The organism is Sorangium sp. So ce375 (assembly GCF_051473855.1).
GTDB lineage: Bacteria > Myxococcota_A > Polyangia > Polyangiales > Polyangiaceae > Sorangium.
In genome coordinates this window covers 5,770,936-5,786,768 of the sequence record NZ_CP150335.1, presented here as the reverse complement: position 1 = coordinate 5,786,768, position 15,833 = coordinate 5,770,936, and the positions used below count along the sequence as shown (strand labels likewise).

Here is a 15,833-nt window from a genome sequence, read left to right as displayed (position 1 = left end):
GTTCCAGATCGAGGTGAGCTCGAGCTCGAGCCGATCACGTGGGGCTGCGCGCAGGGGGCCCGCATCTGGCGGCATGGCGCCCGATGCGTGCGCCGATCGGCCTTTCCGTTCGGCGTCAGCGGCCAGGTCTCACGGCCACATATGCCCCGGGAATCATCTATGCCGGCAGCGTTGCGCCGAGGTCCGCCCGCGCATGGACGACGATCCCTCAGCCGCGCACACCGGAGAAGATCACCGCGACCCGGCCGGCGGCCACCGCGGGCTCGGCGGCGAGGAGCTCGAATAGCGCGGCGAGCCCCGCCGAGCCGCTCGGGCCGACGGTGATCCCGGTGGCGTCGCGCGCCAGTGCGTTTGTGCGGGCGAGCGTGGGCTCGGAGACCGTGATGGGGTATCCGCCCGTGACGAGCATGCCGCGCACCACGGCGAGCCAGTCGTACGTCTCGTCGTCGATGATGGCGCGCGCCAGGCTGCGCGGCTCGCCCTCCCAGGGCCACATGAAGTCGGCGCGGTGGGCTGCCGCGTGGTGCAGCGCCTCGGCGATGAGCGCGGGATCGGCCGCGCGGATCCGGGAGGCGCGGACCGCGAAGGGGGCCGCCGTGTCGTCGCCGAGGCGCTCGAGGATGCGCGCGGTCACACGCTCCCAGGCGCGCTGGAGCGGGGAGACCGCGCCGGACTGCACCGCGTGGAAGCGCGGCAGCGCGGAGATCCGGCCCAGCGCCAGGGCATCAGCGAAGCCTTGCATGATCGCCGCCGCGAGAGCGCCGCCGCCGACCTGCACCAGCACGCGATCGAAGGGCGGGCCCTCGTCCGCGAGCTCGGCGCCCAGGGTGGCGCCGCCGTCGATGGCGAGGCCGATCTCCGTGCCCTGGCACGCGAACGGGAGCGCGCCTTGGGCGACGGCACGGCGGAAGGCACTCACGCAGGGATCGCCGGCAAGCCCGGGCGTACGTGGGCAGACAATCCCCTCGGCGCCGAGCTCCGCCAGCCGTGCGAGGACGTGGGAATCTGCGTCGGGCGGGATATAGGCACGGAGAGCACGGCCCTGGGCGTGCGCAACCACCGCGGCGGCGAGCGCCGCGTTCCCGCAGCTGGCGATCGCCAGCGACGCGCGGCGCGGCGGCGCGAGGCCGAGGCGCTCGATCACCTCAAGGTAGAGGAGGATCCCCATGAGGTGCCGCGCCTTATGTGAGTCGCCGACGCCGCCGGTCTCATCCTTCACCCACACGCCACCGCCTGGCGCGAAGCCCAGCTCTCGGCTCAGCGCCTCGCTATAGGCGAGCGGCGTGACGCGGAAGCCACGCCCGCAGGTCGACGCGAGCCGCACGTCGAGGCGGTCGACGAGGGCGAGGTACTCGGCGTCGCCGAGCCCGCCGGCGAGCGCCGTATGATAGGCATGGAAGAGCGCGCGGTATCGCGCGAACGGGCTCGCCTCGCCGCCCGCAGGGAACGAGAGCCCGCGCCCGTCGAGGACGCGCTCCATGACATGATCGATGCAATCTCCGTCCGTCGCGCGCCCGCAGCGGAACGGGTAGGGCTGCTCGCGCAGGGGCGGGGCGAGGGTGCCGCAGCCGGAGCAGTGGAGTGAGGTGGCGGCCATGGTCAGCGTCCCACGACGCGGCCGTTCATCGCGTCAACGAGCCCTGGGATGCTGCGGTGCCGTGAAGCCACGGAGGTCGAGGACTGATTCATGGTGATCCTTCCTGTAGCCAGGCCGGCCGACGCTGACGAAACCTACGTTCATTGGTTAACCGGGGCTATCAACCACCTTGGTATTGCATAGCTCGGCTGGCCTGGCGTGCGATCCTGCGCGGCGAGGTCGCGGGGCAGCACCTTGCGCATCGTGGGAGACCCTCGCCGCGGTCGATGAGGAGCGACGCGGAGACAATCGATCCGGGGCACCCGGAATGTCGAGGATTTCGTCGCCGGTACGCCGCTGCTCACGACGTCGCGCGCCTTCGCATCGTCGAGCCTGTAGGCCATGCCCTGCGCAAGACTTCCGGTCTGGCCGGATTCAGAGCTGACCGGTCGGGATATGTGCCCGCTGGACGACGAACTCGATTTCCGGAGGATTGTAATTCCATTTCTTCGAGATCTTTCGGAGTCCATTTGAGGCGAGCTCACAGGTTGACATCGGCGACTCATGCGGTCTATGCTTTAGCGCGTGTTCGCCAGGTGGGTTCGCTGGTTCGACCCAGAGGGAAGCACGGGGATGGCATTTCAACGAATCGCTGTTGTTGGAGCTGGCGTCATTGGGTCTGGCGTGGCCCACCTGCTCGCGGGTGCTGGCATCGACGTGGTTCTCATCGACAGCGACGCGCGACAACTCGGGCTGATGATGGGGAGCGTCGCCAAACAGGCTCGCTTCTTTCGACTGCTCGATAAAGCGGCGGCTCCTCCGAACGACGTGGCCGTCCGACTCCACCCCACCACGAACCTCGACGCCCTCGCCGACACCGAGTTCGTGATCGAGAACATCACCGAGGACTGGGCGCTGAAGCGCCCGCTCCACCAGCGCATCGATCAGATCGTCGGCCGCGATGTCCCGGTCGCGGCCAACACCTCGGCGATCCCCATCACCCGCATCGCTTCGGCCCACAGCTCGCAAGCGCGGGTTGTGGGAATGCACTTCATGAACCCGGTTCCGCTCATGCCGACAGTCGAGATCATTCGCGCCGTGCACACCAGCGAGGCCTGCTTGCGCGCCGCCTGCGAGCTGGTTGGACAGGCAGGTCGAAGCGCGATCGTCGTCAACGATTCGCCCGGCTTCGTCACCAATCGCGTGATGATGCTGTTTGTCAACGAGGCGATGTTCCTCGTACACGAAGGGGTGGCGTCGATCCAGGACGTGGACCGCCTGTTCAAGACCTGCTTCGGCCACAAGATGGGCCCGCTCGAGACCGCGGACCTGATCGGCCTCGACACCGTGTTGCGCTCGCTCGAGGTGATCCACGGCGAACTGGAAGATGACAAGTACCGACCGTGCCCGCTGCTCAAGAAGCTCGTCTACGCCGGCCACACCGGGCGCAAGGGCGGTAAAGGCTTCTACACCTACGACTGACCCGAGCCGGCCCCCACCCACCCGAATCGATCGAACCTCATGCCCGACGACTCCATCAAGGGCTCCATCCGCACCATGATGTCGCGCTCGTTCAATGGCCGTGCGCTCGGGGACGACGACGACATATTCGCCCTCGGCTTCGGCAACTCACTCTTCGCAATCCAGCTGGTGGCCTTCATCGAGCGTGAGTTCAACATCGAGATCGATGGCTCCGACCTCGACATGGCGAATTTCAAGAGCATCGACGCGATCGCGAAGCTGGTTCAGTCGAAGCTGGACTCCGGGGCGTGAGCGTGCTCGACGCTCACGCCGACTACCGCACGAGCATCCAGGCGTTGGCCCGGAAGCATGTACGGCCGGCGGCGGCGACGATCGATCGCGCGCAAGCTATCCCGCCAGCGACGATCGACGCGCTCGTGGCCGAAGGCCTGTTCGCGAGCGGCTTCCCGACCCGCTTCGGCGGGACCGTGGAGCGCGGCCGGCAGGCCGTCGACGCGTGGATCCGCCACGGCCTGCTCCACGAGGCGCTCGGATACGAGAGCGCTTCGGTCCAGGGTCTGCTGAACGTCCACCACATGGCGGGGACCGCCATCGTCCGCGGCGCGTCCTCCGAGCAGAAGCAGCGATGGCTGCCGCGGCTGAGTTCGGGCGAGCTCCTGGCCGCGTTCGCGATCACCGAACCCAACGTCGGGAGCGACGCCGCCGCGGTCGAGACCTGGGCCAAGAGCGACGGCAAGCGCTTCGTGATCTCCGGCTGCAAGCAGTGGATCACCTGCGGGCAGATCGCGCATCTGTTCGTGGTGCTGACCGGCTCGGACCAGGGGCCCTGCGCGTTCATGGTCCCGCGCGCCACCGACGGCCTGCGTATCGAACCTATCCACGATATGCTCGGCTGCCGCGGCTATCAGCTCGCGCGGATCCACTTCGAGGACTGCTCGATCCCGGACGACCACCTGCTCGGCTCCCCGGGCCTCGGACTCAACTACGTGGCTGCGGCTGGCCTGGACGCGGGGCGCTACAACCTGGCCTGGGGCTGTGTCGGCCTCGCACAGGCCTGCCTCGACGCCTCCCTGGTACACACGAGCTCGCGTCATGGATTCGGAGGTCCGCTGAGCGACCTCCAGCTGGTCCAGCGGATGATCAGCCGGATGATGACGGACATCCACGCAGCCCGGCTGATGTGCCAGAGCGCGGGGGAGCTCCGCGGCCGGCTCAGCCCGGACGCGGTCAAGGAAGCAGCGATGGCCAAGTACTTCGCGTCGACGATGGTCAACCGAGTAGCCTATGACACGGTGCAGCTGCATGGTGCGCGCGGCTGCGGGCCCGACCAGCCGATCGAACGCTGGTTTCGCGACGCCCGGATCATGGAGATCATCGAGGGTAGCACGCAGGTGCTCGAGACCATCATCGCTCGCTATGGCTATCGGCAACCGTCGTGACCGTGCGGACCTATAATCTCGGGGCGGCCGGCCCGTCCGCTGTACAGGCGATCGTCGAGGTTCTCCAGCTCGACCGCGACAACGTGGTGCGGGTCGAGCACGACGCCGCGACCGGCTCGCTGCTCGTCGAGCTGGTCCGGCCCGAGACCGCAGAGCGGATCGACGCGGTCGTGCGGAGCATGCTCCGGATGCACCGGCGCATCTCCCCGAAGGTCGTGCGTGAGCATCGGGTCGCGGGCGTCGAGATCCAGGCCATCGACGAGGAGCTCGCGGCCTCGCCCCACCTGCTCTGCCTCGGAGCCGGGCTCTGCGGCTTAGCGGGCCCGCTCCTGGCTCTGCTCCGATGGTTCGAGGCACGCTTTCGATCGCTCGCAGCGAGCTTCGGCGCGGAGGAGCACCACTACCCGGTGCTGGTCCTGGCCGAGATCCTCGAAGAGGTCGGCTATTTCACTCACTTTCCGCAGCACGTTACCTTCTGCTGCCACCTGCCTGACAGCCTGCCGGTGCTCGAGTCGGTCGCCGCCGACGCGCGGCAGGCCAAGGGGAGCTTCACCGAGACCTTCGCGGATCGGCTGTGTCCGCCGCGCCACGTGCTCACACCGGGAGTTTGCCTGCCTTGCTACCGACAGCAACGCGACGTCGTGCTCGGGCCAGGCGAGGTGCGCACGTTGACGATGCAGAACCACGTGTTCCGCTACGAAGGCGCGACCTTCCGCCCGCTGACCCGAGCCTGGGACTTCAGCGTCCGTGATATCGTGTTCTTTGGCAGCTACGAGCAGCTCCACGATCTCCGTGAGCAGGTGGTCGATGCCTGCATCGCGCTGTGCCGAGAGCTCGAGCTCGACGTCCGTGTCGAGCTCGCCAACGACCCCTTCTTCCTCGATGCGAACCGGGACAAGGCGATCTACCAGCGGATGGGCGAGGTGAAGTACGAGCTGCTCTTCGACCTCCCGCACCGTGGCCAGCCGCTGGCGGCCGCCAGCTTCAACCTGCACCGCGATTTCTACACGAAGGTCTACGGCACGCGGCGCTCGGATGGTCAGCTGGCCGAGAGCGCTTGCGTGGGCTTCGGCCTCGAGCGCTGGGTCTACGGGTTCCTCAGCCAGAAGGGTCTCGACCCGCGGCGGTGGCCCGCGCTCGTGCAGGGCTCGTCCAAGCCATCAGGCCAATGACGACCGATTCGCTAGAGCGGCGGCTGAAGCTCGCAGGGGACGTTCGTTACGCGTGGGAGCGCAACGTGTGGAAGCGCATCGGGAGCTCCGGGCCGCTGGCCCGGGCGGCGATGAAGAGTGGCTGGGCGGCGGTCGAGGCTGCGAAACACATGAGCCGCATCGCCATCGACCTGGTCGAGTGTGTGCGCACGCGCAGCGTCGTGCCCGAGCTCGGCGACGTCGAGCTCGCCCTCCACGACCTCCACGAGCCCGTGGCGCAGCATCCACGCTTCGCCTCTCACGTGGAGGATCGGGCCAACAACGCGATGGTGGCCATGCACGTCGGGGTGGATCTCATCCGCGACCGAGGCCGCTATTACGTGCTCGAGAACAACATCGGGCCGTCGATCAACGAGCGCCGGCGGGCGCTCTATGATCTCCCCCTCGATCCGATCGTATCCGGGATGGTTCAACAGGCGACGGGGATGGGGTTCAAGCGCCTGGTGCCGATCGCGCTGCGCTGGAAGGACTTCCACCTCGCCGAGTTCCGCGCCGCCGAGGCGCGGTTCGGGGTTCGTGTCGATCCGGCGGTCTGCCCGCTGCCGAGGGAGCGCGTGCGTCGCATCGTCGGCCTGCCGGTCCCGCTCGAGCCCGATACCCTCTATGTCGTGCACAATGGCCTCTGGACCTCGGCGATCCGCTTCATCGACAACAAGTGGCTGATGTCGCGCTGGCTGGCCCAGGCCCTGGAGCTGCTGTTTCCAGACACGAATCTGGCGCTCCCGCGAACGCGCGAGGAGCTCATGTCTCCCCTGGTCGACAACGGTCCCCGCTGGCCGAACCTCATCGTCAAGCTCGCCGACGGGCAACGCAGCGAGCGTGTCGTGGCCGCGCGATTCGAGACCGAGCAACAGGCCCGCGAAGCCCTCGGCCTGGTCCCGGGCGGCTCCCCGCCGCCGCGCCTCCGCCAGAGCCTGCTCGATATGCTGATCGGACGAGATCGGATGCTGTTCCAGGATTTCATCCCGCCCGAGCTCGATGCGGCTGGCTGCGCCCAGATGATCCGCTTGCATATGTTGGTGAGCCCGAGCGCGAGCAGCTTCTTGAGCGCTCACCTGCGCGTCGCCCGTATGCTGGTTCCGGAAAGGGTCCCGAGCGGCCTCCTCGAGGACGGCACGGCTTACATTTTCAACGAGGCTGAGTACCGCCTACTCCCGCCAGGCTACGAAGACGAGATACGGGCCGTCGCCGACCAGCTGAGCCAGGCGATGCACTTCGGCATCGCGAAGACCTTTCAGACGCGCGTGTCGCTTGATGCCGAAGGACCGAGTCGGCCGGAGCGATCGCGTCCCCTGGGAGCGGCGCCGCGAGCTCAGCCAGGGCGACCTCCGAGTCGGGGCTGAAGTGCGTCGGCCAGCACGGCCACGTTGGGCTCCTTCATCATGGTGACGTGGTCTCCGGGAACCCTACAAACGTCGACCTCGGCCACCGTCCCCCAGCCGAGCGTGGCCAGATCTGCCTCGGATAGCTCGTGGTTGGCCTGCTCGGCCCGGAAGAGCACGAGCGGGACCGGGCAGGGTCGCGGTAGGTATGCCCGCCGTGCGAGCCCATGGGCCTTGCTCACGTTCAGCAGGCGACGGATCCGAGCAGGCCCGTGTCCGATCGGGAGCGCGTCGATCTGGTCCAGCGCATCCACGACGTTGTCGAGCTGCTGATCCGTATCGAGGTCGAGCAAGGCATCCAGCCCGAGGCCCGTGGACCGGCCCGTGAAGCGCTCGATGACCTCGACCATCTCGACGAGCGCGCGAGCATCGCGTGTTCGCTCGTCGGGGAGCTCTGACGTCCGCGGCGACCGCAGCAACGCATCGAACAGCGCCACGAGCTCGACTTTACGGCCAGCGTGGTGGAGCAGGCTCGCCATCTCGACGGCGATGAGCCCGCCGAGCGAGTGGCCGGCAAGCCGCACGGGCCCCTCGGGTTGTACTTGCACGACGAGGTTGACGTAGTGCTCCGCCATTGCGCGGAGGTCGTCGTGGGGCGGCTCGTCGTCGTCGAGCCCGCGGGCCTGGAGGCCGATGAGCGGCGCCACGCCGCGGAGCCGCCGGACCAGCGGCATGTAGTTCCACAGCATCCCGCCACCTGGATGGACGAGGAAGAGCGGGACGCCTTCGCCCGGGGCGAGCGTGACGAGCGAGCTGATAGGTCGGTCTACGCGAGCCAGCGCCGCGAGGTTTTCGATCGTGGGTCCTTCGACAAACGCCGCGAGCTGAACCCGAACCCCGAGGCGGGCCTCGATCTCCGCGAGGAGGTGAAGGGCGAGCAGCGAGTGACCGCCCAGCTCGAAGAAATTATCGGCGACCCCGACCGGCTGGACCTTGAGCAGGGCTTCCCAGATGGCGACCAGCGCGAGCTCCGTCTCGTCGCGCGGGCCGATGTAGCGACCTTCGAGCGCGGTCCGCTCGGGCCCCGGCGGAGGCAGGCGGAGTCGATCGAGTTTGTGGTTGGCCGTCAGCGGCAGCGCGTCGAGGACCACGAACGAGCTCGGGATCATCGGCCCGGGGAGGCTCCGGCGCAGGAAAACCGGCAGGCGCCCGATGTGGATCCGCCGGCTCCTGGCGGGGACCACATAGGCCACGAGCGTGAGACCGGAAGGCCCGTCCTCGCGAGGTACCACCGCGCAGCTCGCCACGTCCGGGTGTTCGCTGAGCGCCGCGGCGACCTCGCTCGGCTCGACGCGCACCCCGCGGATCTTGATCTGGTGATCGATGCGGCCGAGGAAGCGCAAGAGCCCGTCGGCATCAAGCACGCCTCGGTCACCCGTCAGGTACAGGAGATCGTCAGCGCGCGTGCCCCAGGGGTTGGGGATGAAGCGCCGCCGCTGCTCGTCGGGCGCGTTGATATAGCCGAGGCTGCGGAAGGGCGTGTGGATGGCGATCTCGCCGGGCTCTCCGAGCGCGCAGAGCCGCCGCTGCTCGTCGAGCACCAGCACCTGCGTGTGCGGCAGCGGCCGTCCGAGAGGCTGGATCCCTTCCTGGACCGGGGTGGAGACGATGTGGAAGAGCTTGGCGAGGCTCGTCTCGGTCGGCCCGTAGAGGTTGACCACCGCGCCGCTACACCGCGCTCGCCAGCGCTCGACCACGCTCGCGCTCAGCGGCTCGCCGGCCGAGAACAGCCAGCGCAGGCCGTCCAGGGAGAGCTCCGCCGGACCCAGCAGCCACGACGCGAGGACCGAGGGCACCGTGTGCACGACGGTCACCCTTTCGTCCGCGAACCAACGAAGGATCCGCGGACCGGCGAGCGCGTCGAGGTCGACGGGCAGCACCAGGGTGGCTCCCGAGCTGAGCGCCAGGAACATGTCGCGGAGGACAACGTCGAAGCTGAGGCCGGTGAGCTGAGCGCAGCGATCCCCCGGGCCCACGCTGAAGGTCGTCCGCTGCCAGGCCAGGAAGTGGGCGAGCCCAGCCGTCGTTCCCTGCACCCCTTTGGGCACGCCCGTGCTCCCCGACGTGAAGAACACGTAAGCCGGCTCCGCTCGGTCTGCGACCCGCGGGACGCGCGCCAGGTGGGTTGCGAACGAAGGCTCGGGTGATGAGCGCACCTCGTCGAGGTCGATGAACGCGGCGTCGCCGAGGTCACGGAGCTCTTCGGGCCGCGCGCCCGTGTACAGCACCGCGCGCACGCCTGCCTCGCAGCACATCACGCGGCGACGCTCGGGCGGGAGATCCGGGCTGAGCGTCAAGAGCACGCAGCGGCGGAGAAACACGCCCGCCATGGCCGTGGCCACACGAGCGCTCCGGGCTCCCGCGACGGCCACGACATCTCCTGGCCCGAGGCCCCGAGCCTCGAGCAGATCGGCGACCCCTGCCATCGCCTCGGCGAGCTGGCGATAGCTGAGCACCGTGCTGCCCTGCGCGAGCGCGATGCTGGCCGGGGCCTCGGCGACGTGACGAGCGATGGCATGGACGAGCGGCTCGTAGTCGTCAGGCTCGATCGGCTTGCTCGGGTCGGCGTGAGCATCGTCAACCTTGCACAGGTCGAGCTGGGCACAGGCTACGTCTGGCTGTCGGCACGCCTCGGCCAGAAGGGCCTGGTACTGGGCGAGGAACATCCGCATCCGAGCGTCGCTGTACCGCTCGCTCGGGTAGAGCAGCTCGAATTCCAGGGCATCGTCGAACTCGGTGACGGAAAACTCCATCGAGAACTTGGCGCCTCGCTCGGGCGGAGTCTCGAAGCGAGCGTCGAGCCCCGGAAGGTCGAGGCGCCGCGTCTGGCGAGGCGTCAAGTTGAAGACGGTCTCGAAGAGCGGGTGGCTTCCCGCGCTCCGCTCCGGCGCGAGCTCCTGCACCAGGCGCTCGAAGGGGATCTCGATGTGCTCGAGGCCATCGAGGAACGCCCGCCGAACCCGGGCCAGGTTGTCGCGGAAGCTCAGCGTGCCCGAGAGCTTGGCCCGGAGCACGAGCGTGTTGATGAACAGTCCGACCATCGGCTCGGTCTCGACGCGGGAGCGCCCGCTGACCGGCAGGCCGACGATCAGGTCTTCGCGCTCGGTGAGCCGCAGCAGCAGCACCATGAAGCCGCATAGCAGCGTCACGAACAGGGTCGTCTGTTCGTCGCGCGCGAGCTGCTCGAGCGCGGTGCGGAGGCCCCGGTCGAGCGCGGCGCCGCAGGTGCGGCCGCGTGACGCTCGGCCCACGGCGCTCCGGCGATCCGGCGGAAGATCGAGCACGGGCGGCGGGTCCGCGAGCTGCACGCGCCAGTAGCCGAGCTCTCTCTCGAGCCCGCCCTTGTCGAGCTTGTCGCGCTGCCAGCGGGCGAAGTCGCCGTACTGCACGGGCAACGGCGGCAAACCCGGCTCGCGCCCACGGACCAACGCCGCGTAGATCTGCCGCAGCTCGGCCATCACCACGCCGAGGGACCAGCCGTCCGCCGCGATGTGGTGCATCGCCAGCAGGAGCGTGTTGTCGTCGTCGGCGACCCGCACGAGGCTCGCGCGGAGCAAGCGCCCTGCGCTCAGGTCGAATGGCGTCCGGCTCTCCTCGGCGAAGAGGCGCTGGCGCTCGGCCTCGCGCTCGTCCGCAGCGAGGGACGAGATATCAAGCTCGCGCAAGGGCGCCGGGGCGGGATGATGAATGACCTGCACCGGCCGGCCATCCCGCGTGGAGATGCTGGCCCGAAGCGGCTCGTGGCGGGCGACGATCGCGTCCAGCGTCGCCCGCAGCGCGGCGCGGGCGAGCGAGCCGCGAAGCCTCAGGGCGCCGCAGAGGATCCGGGAGGGATCGCCGGGAGACATGCGTTCGAGGAACCACATCCGCTCCTGCGCGAAGGAGAGCGGGACATCAATGCCCGGGGATTGCGGGCCGGCCACGAGCTCGACGCGGTGCGGGACCATCTCCTGCGTGCGTCGCGCGAGGCGCAGGAGCAAGAGCTCGCGCTGCGCGGGGGACAGGTGCGCGAGCTGCCGCTGGAGCTGCTCGCTGCTGGCCTGCGCGGCGGCCTCGATCTCCACCGCCTGCTCTTCGGGGCTGAGCTCGGTGTTGGGGTCCTGGGTCCTGCTCGTGCTCATCGGCGGCCCCTCCGTCTACGTTCGGCTCAAATGATCTCCTGAGCGAGTAGCCGCTCGACCTCATCTGGCGAGAGTCCTTCAACCTCAGCGAGCAGCGCTTCGAGGAGCTTGGGCTCGGCCTTCTCGGTGCGTCGGTGGGCGATCATCCTGGCGAGCTCCGCGATCGTCGGAGCCTGGAGGAGCTCCGAGAGCGACATCTCCACGTGAAGGCGCGCGTAGAGCCGCGCGTTGAGCTGGGTCGCGAGCAGGCTGTGGCCGCCGAGGGCGAAGAAATCATCGTGGACGCCGACCTCTGCGATACCGAACAGCTCTTGCCAGATCTCGGTCAGCTCACGCTCCAGCGGCCCGCACGGCGCCACGAGCGGCGTGCCGATGTCCGGGCGAGCGTGGAGCTGCGTCGAGGTGCGCGGAGCCTCGGGCGCCTTGCCTACCCACTGCCGGAGCCGCTCGTGCAAGTCGCCCGAGGAGACCACCACGCGCGCGAGGTCGCGCTGGGCCAGCACGCGCATGCAAGCCTCGGCGCCCTCCGCGGGGCTCATCTCGAACTGGTTCACGCTCGCCCCGAGCCCGTGGATGACCGGGCGGACGTCGTCGAGCCGCCAGCTATCCCAGTCGATGCTCGTCCATGGAACCTCGCTCGCCCGCCGCTTGCGTGCAGCGTACGCGTTCATGAACAGGTTGGCGGCGGCATAGGCCGCGAAGCCGAGCCCGCCGAGGACCGCCGAGAGCGACGAGACGAGGTTGCAGAAGTCCAGATCACGGCCAGCGAGGATCCGATCGAGGACCAGCAAGCCATGGACCTTGGACTTGAACTGCGCCTGCGCCTGCGCGGCGTCGGCCTGCGCGATCTCGCGAAAGGCCTCGGCGCCGACGTCACCCGCGCAGTGAAAGACGCCGTGCAGCCGGCCGAAGCGCGCGTCCACGGCCCGCAGCGCGCCGTCCATCGCGCGCGGGTCCGACACGTCGGCTTCCAGCACCAGCACCTCGGCCCCGAGCGCCTCGAGCTCGAGGACCGCGCGGATGCGCCGCGAGGTCGCGTCGTGCTCTCCGCGACCGGCGAGCCACGACGCCCACTCCTCGCGCGCGGGCAGGCTGCGGCGCCCGAGCAAGGCGAGGCGAGCCTGCACCTGACGCGCGAGCCGCTTCGCGAGCACGAGCCCGACGCCGCCGAGGCCACCGGTGATCAGATAGACGCCGCGCTCGCGCAGCGGCTCGCTCGCGTCGAGGCGCACAGGCTCGTAGGCCTCGACCCACCGCCGCCCGCGCCGGAAGGCGACGGCCGCATCTCTCGCCTCGCTCGCGAGCTCGTCCAGCAGCCACGCGGCCCTGGCCGCGTCGTCGTCGGCGCCCGGGTCGAGCACCCGACACACGAGCCCTGGGTACTCCTGCGGCGCGACCAGCGCTGGACCACGGATCGTCGCCTTCTCGGGGACTAGCTCGTCTTGACCGTCGACCTCGAAGAGGTGATCGGCGACCACGAAGACGCGCTCGGGCAGCGCCAGGCCCTCGGCGGTGATCGCCTGGAGCAGGCGCACGAGGCCGAAGTAGCCGCGCTCCTGGAGCCGCTCGAAGCGCTCCGCAGACGGCTCCCCGGGCATCGGTCCCGTGCACAGGCCCAGGTGGACGACGCACTGGGGGCTCGCGCCCCTGACCAGTCCACGGAGTTCGTCCTCGAGCGAGCCCAGGGTCACGCTCGCGCCGCCGCGACGGAGGCCCGCTACCAGCCGTTCGACGAGCTCTGAAGGCTCGGCCAGCACCAGCCAGCTCCCGGAGCAGCCCAGCCGGCGCGGTCGCGCCGACGGCTTCCAGGCGGGCAGGTAAAACCAGTCGGCGACATCGGGTCGACGACCTGTGACCCGGGCGAGCGCGGCCGCGTCCGGAGGGTCATACCAGTGGCGTTCGCGCTCGAAGGGGTAGGTCGGCAGCGGGACGCGCCGCTCGCCTTCCCGCGCGAGGAAGCGGGTCGGATCTACCTCGACGCCGCTCAGCCAGAGCTCACCGATCCCGCGCAAGAGCGCGCTCAGCTCGGGCTGGCCGTCGAACGCCCGCCGCATCGTCGGCACGACCCGGTTGTCGCGCGACCTCGCGGCCCGCTGGCGGATCGCATGCGCGCTCAGCGACTGTCCGGGGCCGACCTCGATCAGCACGCGATCGCCGTCCTCGAGCAAGCGATCCAGCGCGGCCTGCAGCCGCACGGTCCGACACAGGTGCCGCGCCCAGTAGTCAGGATCCGTGGCCTCGTCGCCGGTGATTGGCGCACCGGTGAGGCACGATATGTAGGGGATCTCCGGCGGGCGCAGGGTCACCTGACGCAGCACTGCGCGCAGCGGCTCGGAGATGGCCTCCATCATGGTCGAGTGATAGGCGTGGGTGCTGCGCAGCGGCTGGGTGCTGACCTGGGCCGCGTTCAGCCGCGCGCGCAGGTCGGTGACCAGGCCTTCGGGGCCCGACACCACACACAGCGCGTCCCCGTTCACGGCGGCGAGCGACAACCCCTCGGTCAAAAGCGGCGATAGCTCCGACTCCGCCATGGGCACCGCGAGCATGGCCCCCGTCGGGACCTCGGTTTGGATCAGCCGCGCTCGCGCGGCGACCAGCTCGACCGCATCGGCCAGCGAGAGCACGCCGGCGAGATGGGCCGCAGCAAACTCGCCGATGCTGTACCCGACCATCACGCCAGGGCGGATGCCCCAGCTCTCGAGCAGCCGCGCCAGCGCGACCTCGATCACGAAGATGGCCGGCTGCGCGACCAGAGGGAGGTCGTCCACGCTCGCCTGGGTCTGCCCGCGCGCGCGCGCCATGATCGCCTTGAGGTCGAGTTTGCCCGCGCTCGAGGGCATAGCCACCTCACCGAGCGCGGGCTTCCGCCAATCTCGCCCGGGGTAGAGGGCGTCGCGAAGGTCGATGTCGATTCGGCCTTTCAGCAGCTCGGCACAGGCGTCCACGCTCGCGCGAAAGCCGGGCTCCGTGCAGTAAAGCTCCCAGCCCATGCCTGCATAGTGCTCACCGAGCCCGGGAAACATGAACGCCACGCTCGGCCGCTCGGGGCGCGAGCTCGCGTCCATCCACGAGCTCGGGTCGCGCAGGACCGCGGCCGCGTCGCCGTCTCGCCGACAGAGGGCGACGCGACGGCACTCGAACACGCGCCTGCCACGGCGCAGCGTCGCCGCGATGTCGGGCAGGTCGGCCCGGTCTGCGTCGGCCAGGAAGTCCGCGAGCCGCTCGGTCGCCTGGTCGAGCGCCGCGGGCGTTCGGGCCGACAGCATCAGGAGATCGAAGGGCCGCTCGCTTGGCTCGCGCACGACGGGCGGTGGCTCCTCGAGCACGATGTGGACGTTGGTCCCGCCGATCCCGAACGAGCTCACCCCCGCCCGCATCGCGCCGCTGCGCCGACACGGCTCCAGCTGGGTGTTCACATAAAACGGGCTACGCTCGAGCCCGAGCTTCGGGTTGGGCGAGCGAAAGTGCAACGTCGGCGGGATCGCCCGATGGCGCACGGCCATCGCCGCCTTGATCAGCCCCGCGATGCCCGCGGCCGCGTCGAGGTGACCGACGTTGCTCTTGACCGAGCCGAGCGCGCATCTCCCGCGTGTCTCGTTACCGAACGCTTCGATCAGCGCGGCTACCTCGATCGGATCCCCGAGGGGCGTCCCTGCGCCGTGGGCCTCGACCAGATCAATCGACGCGGCGTCGACCTCGGCCATGCTTACCGCCTCAGCGATGACCATCGCCTGCCCGGCCACGCTCGGCGCCGTGTAGCCGACCTTCACGCTCCCGTCATTGTTGATTGCCGATCCGCGGATGATCGCGTGGATGAAGTCGCGATCCGCGAGCGCGTCCTTGATCCGCTTGAGCACCACCACGCCCGCGCCGTCGCCGGACACGGTCCCCGCCGCGGCGGCGTCGAAGGGGCGGCAGTGGCCATCGGGTGAGAAGATGCCGCCCTCCTCGAAGCGATACCCGCTGATCAGGGGGAGGTGGACCGAGACGCCTCCGGCGAGCGCCATGTCGCACTCGAGCGCCAGGAGGCTCTGGCAGGCGACCTGGACCGCGACCAGCGAGGTCGAGCACGCGGTCCCGATCGATATGCTAGGGCCGCGGAGGTTGAGCCGGTAGGAGGTGCTGGTGGCCAGGAAGGTCGGGTCGTTGCCGATGCCGGTCTGGATGTTCCCTGCGCCCGCGATCAGCGTCTGGTTCGGCCACAGGTTCATCAGCAGGTACATGCTGAGGATGCTGCCCGCGAACACGCCCACGCGCTCGGCCGTATCGGGCGTGTAGCCGGCGTGCTCGAGCGCGGCCCACGCGCACTCGAGGAACACGCGCTGCTGGGGGTCCATCAGCGCCGCGTCGCGCGGGCTGAACCCGAAGAAGCCGGCGTCGAAGCGATCCGCTCCATCGAGCACCGCCTTGGCAGCTACGAACCCCGGCTGCCCGAGCTTGTCGCGAGCGACCCCCGCCGCGAGCAGCTCCTCGTCCGTAAAAAAGCGGATCGACTCGACTCCGGCGCAGAGGTTGCGCCAGAACTGTTCGGGCGAGTCCGCGCCCGGGAACCGGCAGGCCATGCCGACGATCGCGATCGCGCTGTCGGGCTGGCTCATGGGAGGCGGATCCCTCGCTTGCGT

At 69.5% G+C, this 15,833-nt stretch carries 8 protein-coding genes; 5 read left to right on the top strand and 3 right to left on the bottom strand.

Features of this window, described 5'->3' with window-relative positions; translation table 11 throughout:
• Window positions 1–208: 208 nt before the first annotated feature.
• Window positions 209–1,597: a pyridoxal-phosphate dependent enzyme gene (locus WME90_RS21375; RefSeq protein ID WP_437283015.1), complete on the bottom strand. Its 1,389-nt coding sequence runs from the start codon at window positions 1,595–1,597 to the stop codon at window positions 209–211.
• 612 nt (window positions 1,598–2,209) lie between these two features.
• Between WME90_RS21375 and WME90_RS21370 the strand changes: the two genes are divergently transcribed.
• Genes WME90_RS21370 through WME90_RS21350 form a run of 5 tightly spaced genes read left to right on the top strand, consistent with a single transcriptional unit; the run spans window position 2,210 to window position 7,051 of the window.
• Window positions 2,210–3,058, top strand: coding sequence for a 3-hydroxyacyl-CoA dehydrogenase family protein (locus tag WME90_RS21370; RefSeq protein WP_437283014.1), 849 nt, complete (start codon window positions 2,210–2,212; stop codon window positions 3,056–3,058).
• 39 nt (window positions 3,059–3,097) lie between these two features.
• A complete protein-coding gene (locus WME90_RS21365; RefSeq protein WP_437283013.1) occupies window positions 3,098–3,349 on the top strand; it encodes a phosphopantetheine-binding protein in 252 nt (83 codons plus the stop codon).
• Window positions 3,346–4,497: an acyl-CoA dehydrogenase family protein gene (locus tag WME90_RS21360; protein ID WP_437283012.1), complete on the top strand. Its 1,152-nt coding sequence runs from the start codon at window positions 3,346–3,348 to the stop codon at window positions 4,495–4,497. The genes WME90_RS21365 and WME90_RS21360 overlap by 4 nt, the downstream gene beginning before the upstream one ends.
• Window positions 4,498–4,499: 2 nt before the next feature.
• A complete protein-coding gene (locus WME90_RS21355) occupies window positions 4,500–5,669 on the top strand; it encodes a hypothetical protein (protein ID WP_437283011.1) in 1,170 nt (389 codons plus the stop codon).
• Window positions 5,666–7,051 carry a hypothetical protein gene (locus WME90_RS21350; RefSeq protein WP_437283010.1) on the top strand — a complete coding sequence of 462 codons (1,386 nt, stop codon included), beginning with the start codon at window positions 5,666–5,668 and terminating at the stop codon, window positions 7,049–7,051. The genes WME90_RS21355 and WME90_RS21350 overlap by 4 nt, the downstream gene beginning before the upstream one ends.
• Here WME90_RS21350 and WME90_RS21345 read toward each other — a convergent pair.
• Window positions 7,021–11,211 carry a non-ribosomal peptide synthetase gene (locus WME90_RS21345; protein ID WP_437283009.1) on the bottom strand — a complete coding sequence of 1,397 codons (4,191 nt, stop codon included), beginning with the start codon at window positions 11,209–11,211 and terminating at the stop codon, window positions 7,021–7,023. The genes WME90_RS21350 and WME90_RS21345 overlap by 31 nt on opposite strands.
• Before the next feature lie 26 nt (window positions 11,212–11,237).
• Window positions 11,238–15,809, bottom strand: a complete 4,572-nt coding sequence (locus WME90_RS21340) for a beta-ketoacyl synthase N-terminal-like domain-containing protein (protein ID WP_437283008.1) — start codon at window positions 15,807–15,809, stop codon at window positions 11,238–11,240.
• Window positions 15,810–15,833: the final 24 nt, after the last annotated feature.

Coding starts and splice junctions, on each gene's coding strand:
- WME90_RS21375 (WP_437283015.1), bottom strand. CDS start 1,597: ATGGCCGCCACCTCACTCCACTGCTCCGGCTGCGGCACCCTCGCCCCG.
- WME90_RS21370 (WP_437283014.1), top strand. CDS start 2,210: ATGGCATTTCAACGAATCGCTGTTGTTGGAGCTGGCGTCATTGGGTCT.
- WME90_RS21365 (WP_437283013.1), top strand. CDS start 3,098: ATGCCCGACGACTCCATCAAGGGCTCCATCCGCACCATGATGTCGCGC.
- WME90_RS21350 (WP_437283010.1), top strand. CDS start 5,666: ATGACGACCGATTCGCTAGAGCGGCGGCTGAAGCTCGCAGGGGACGTT.
- WME90_RS21345 (WP_437283009.1), bottom strand. CDS start 11,211: ATGAGCACGAGCAGGACCCAGGACCCCAACACCGAGCTCAGCCCCGAA.
- WME90_RS21340 (WP_437283008.1), bottom strand. CDS start 15,809: ATGAGCCAGCCCGACAGCGCGATCGCGATCGTCGGCATGGCCTGCCGG.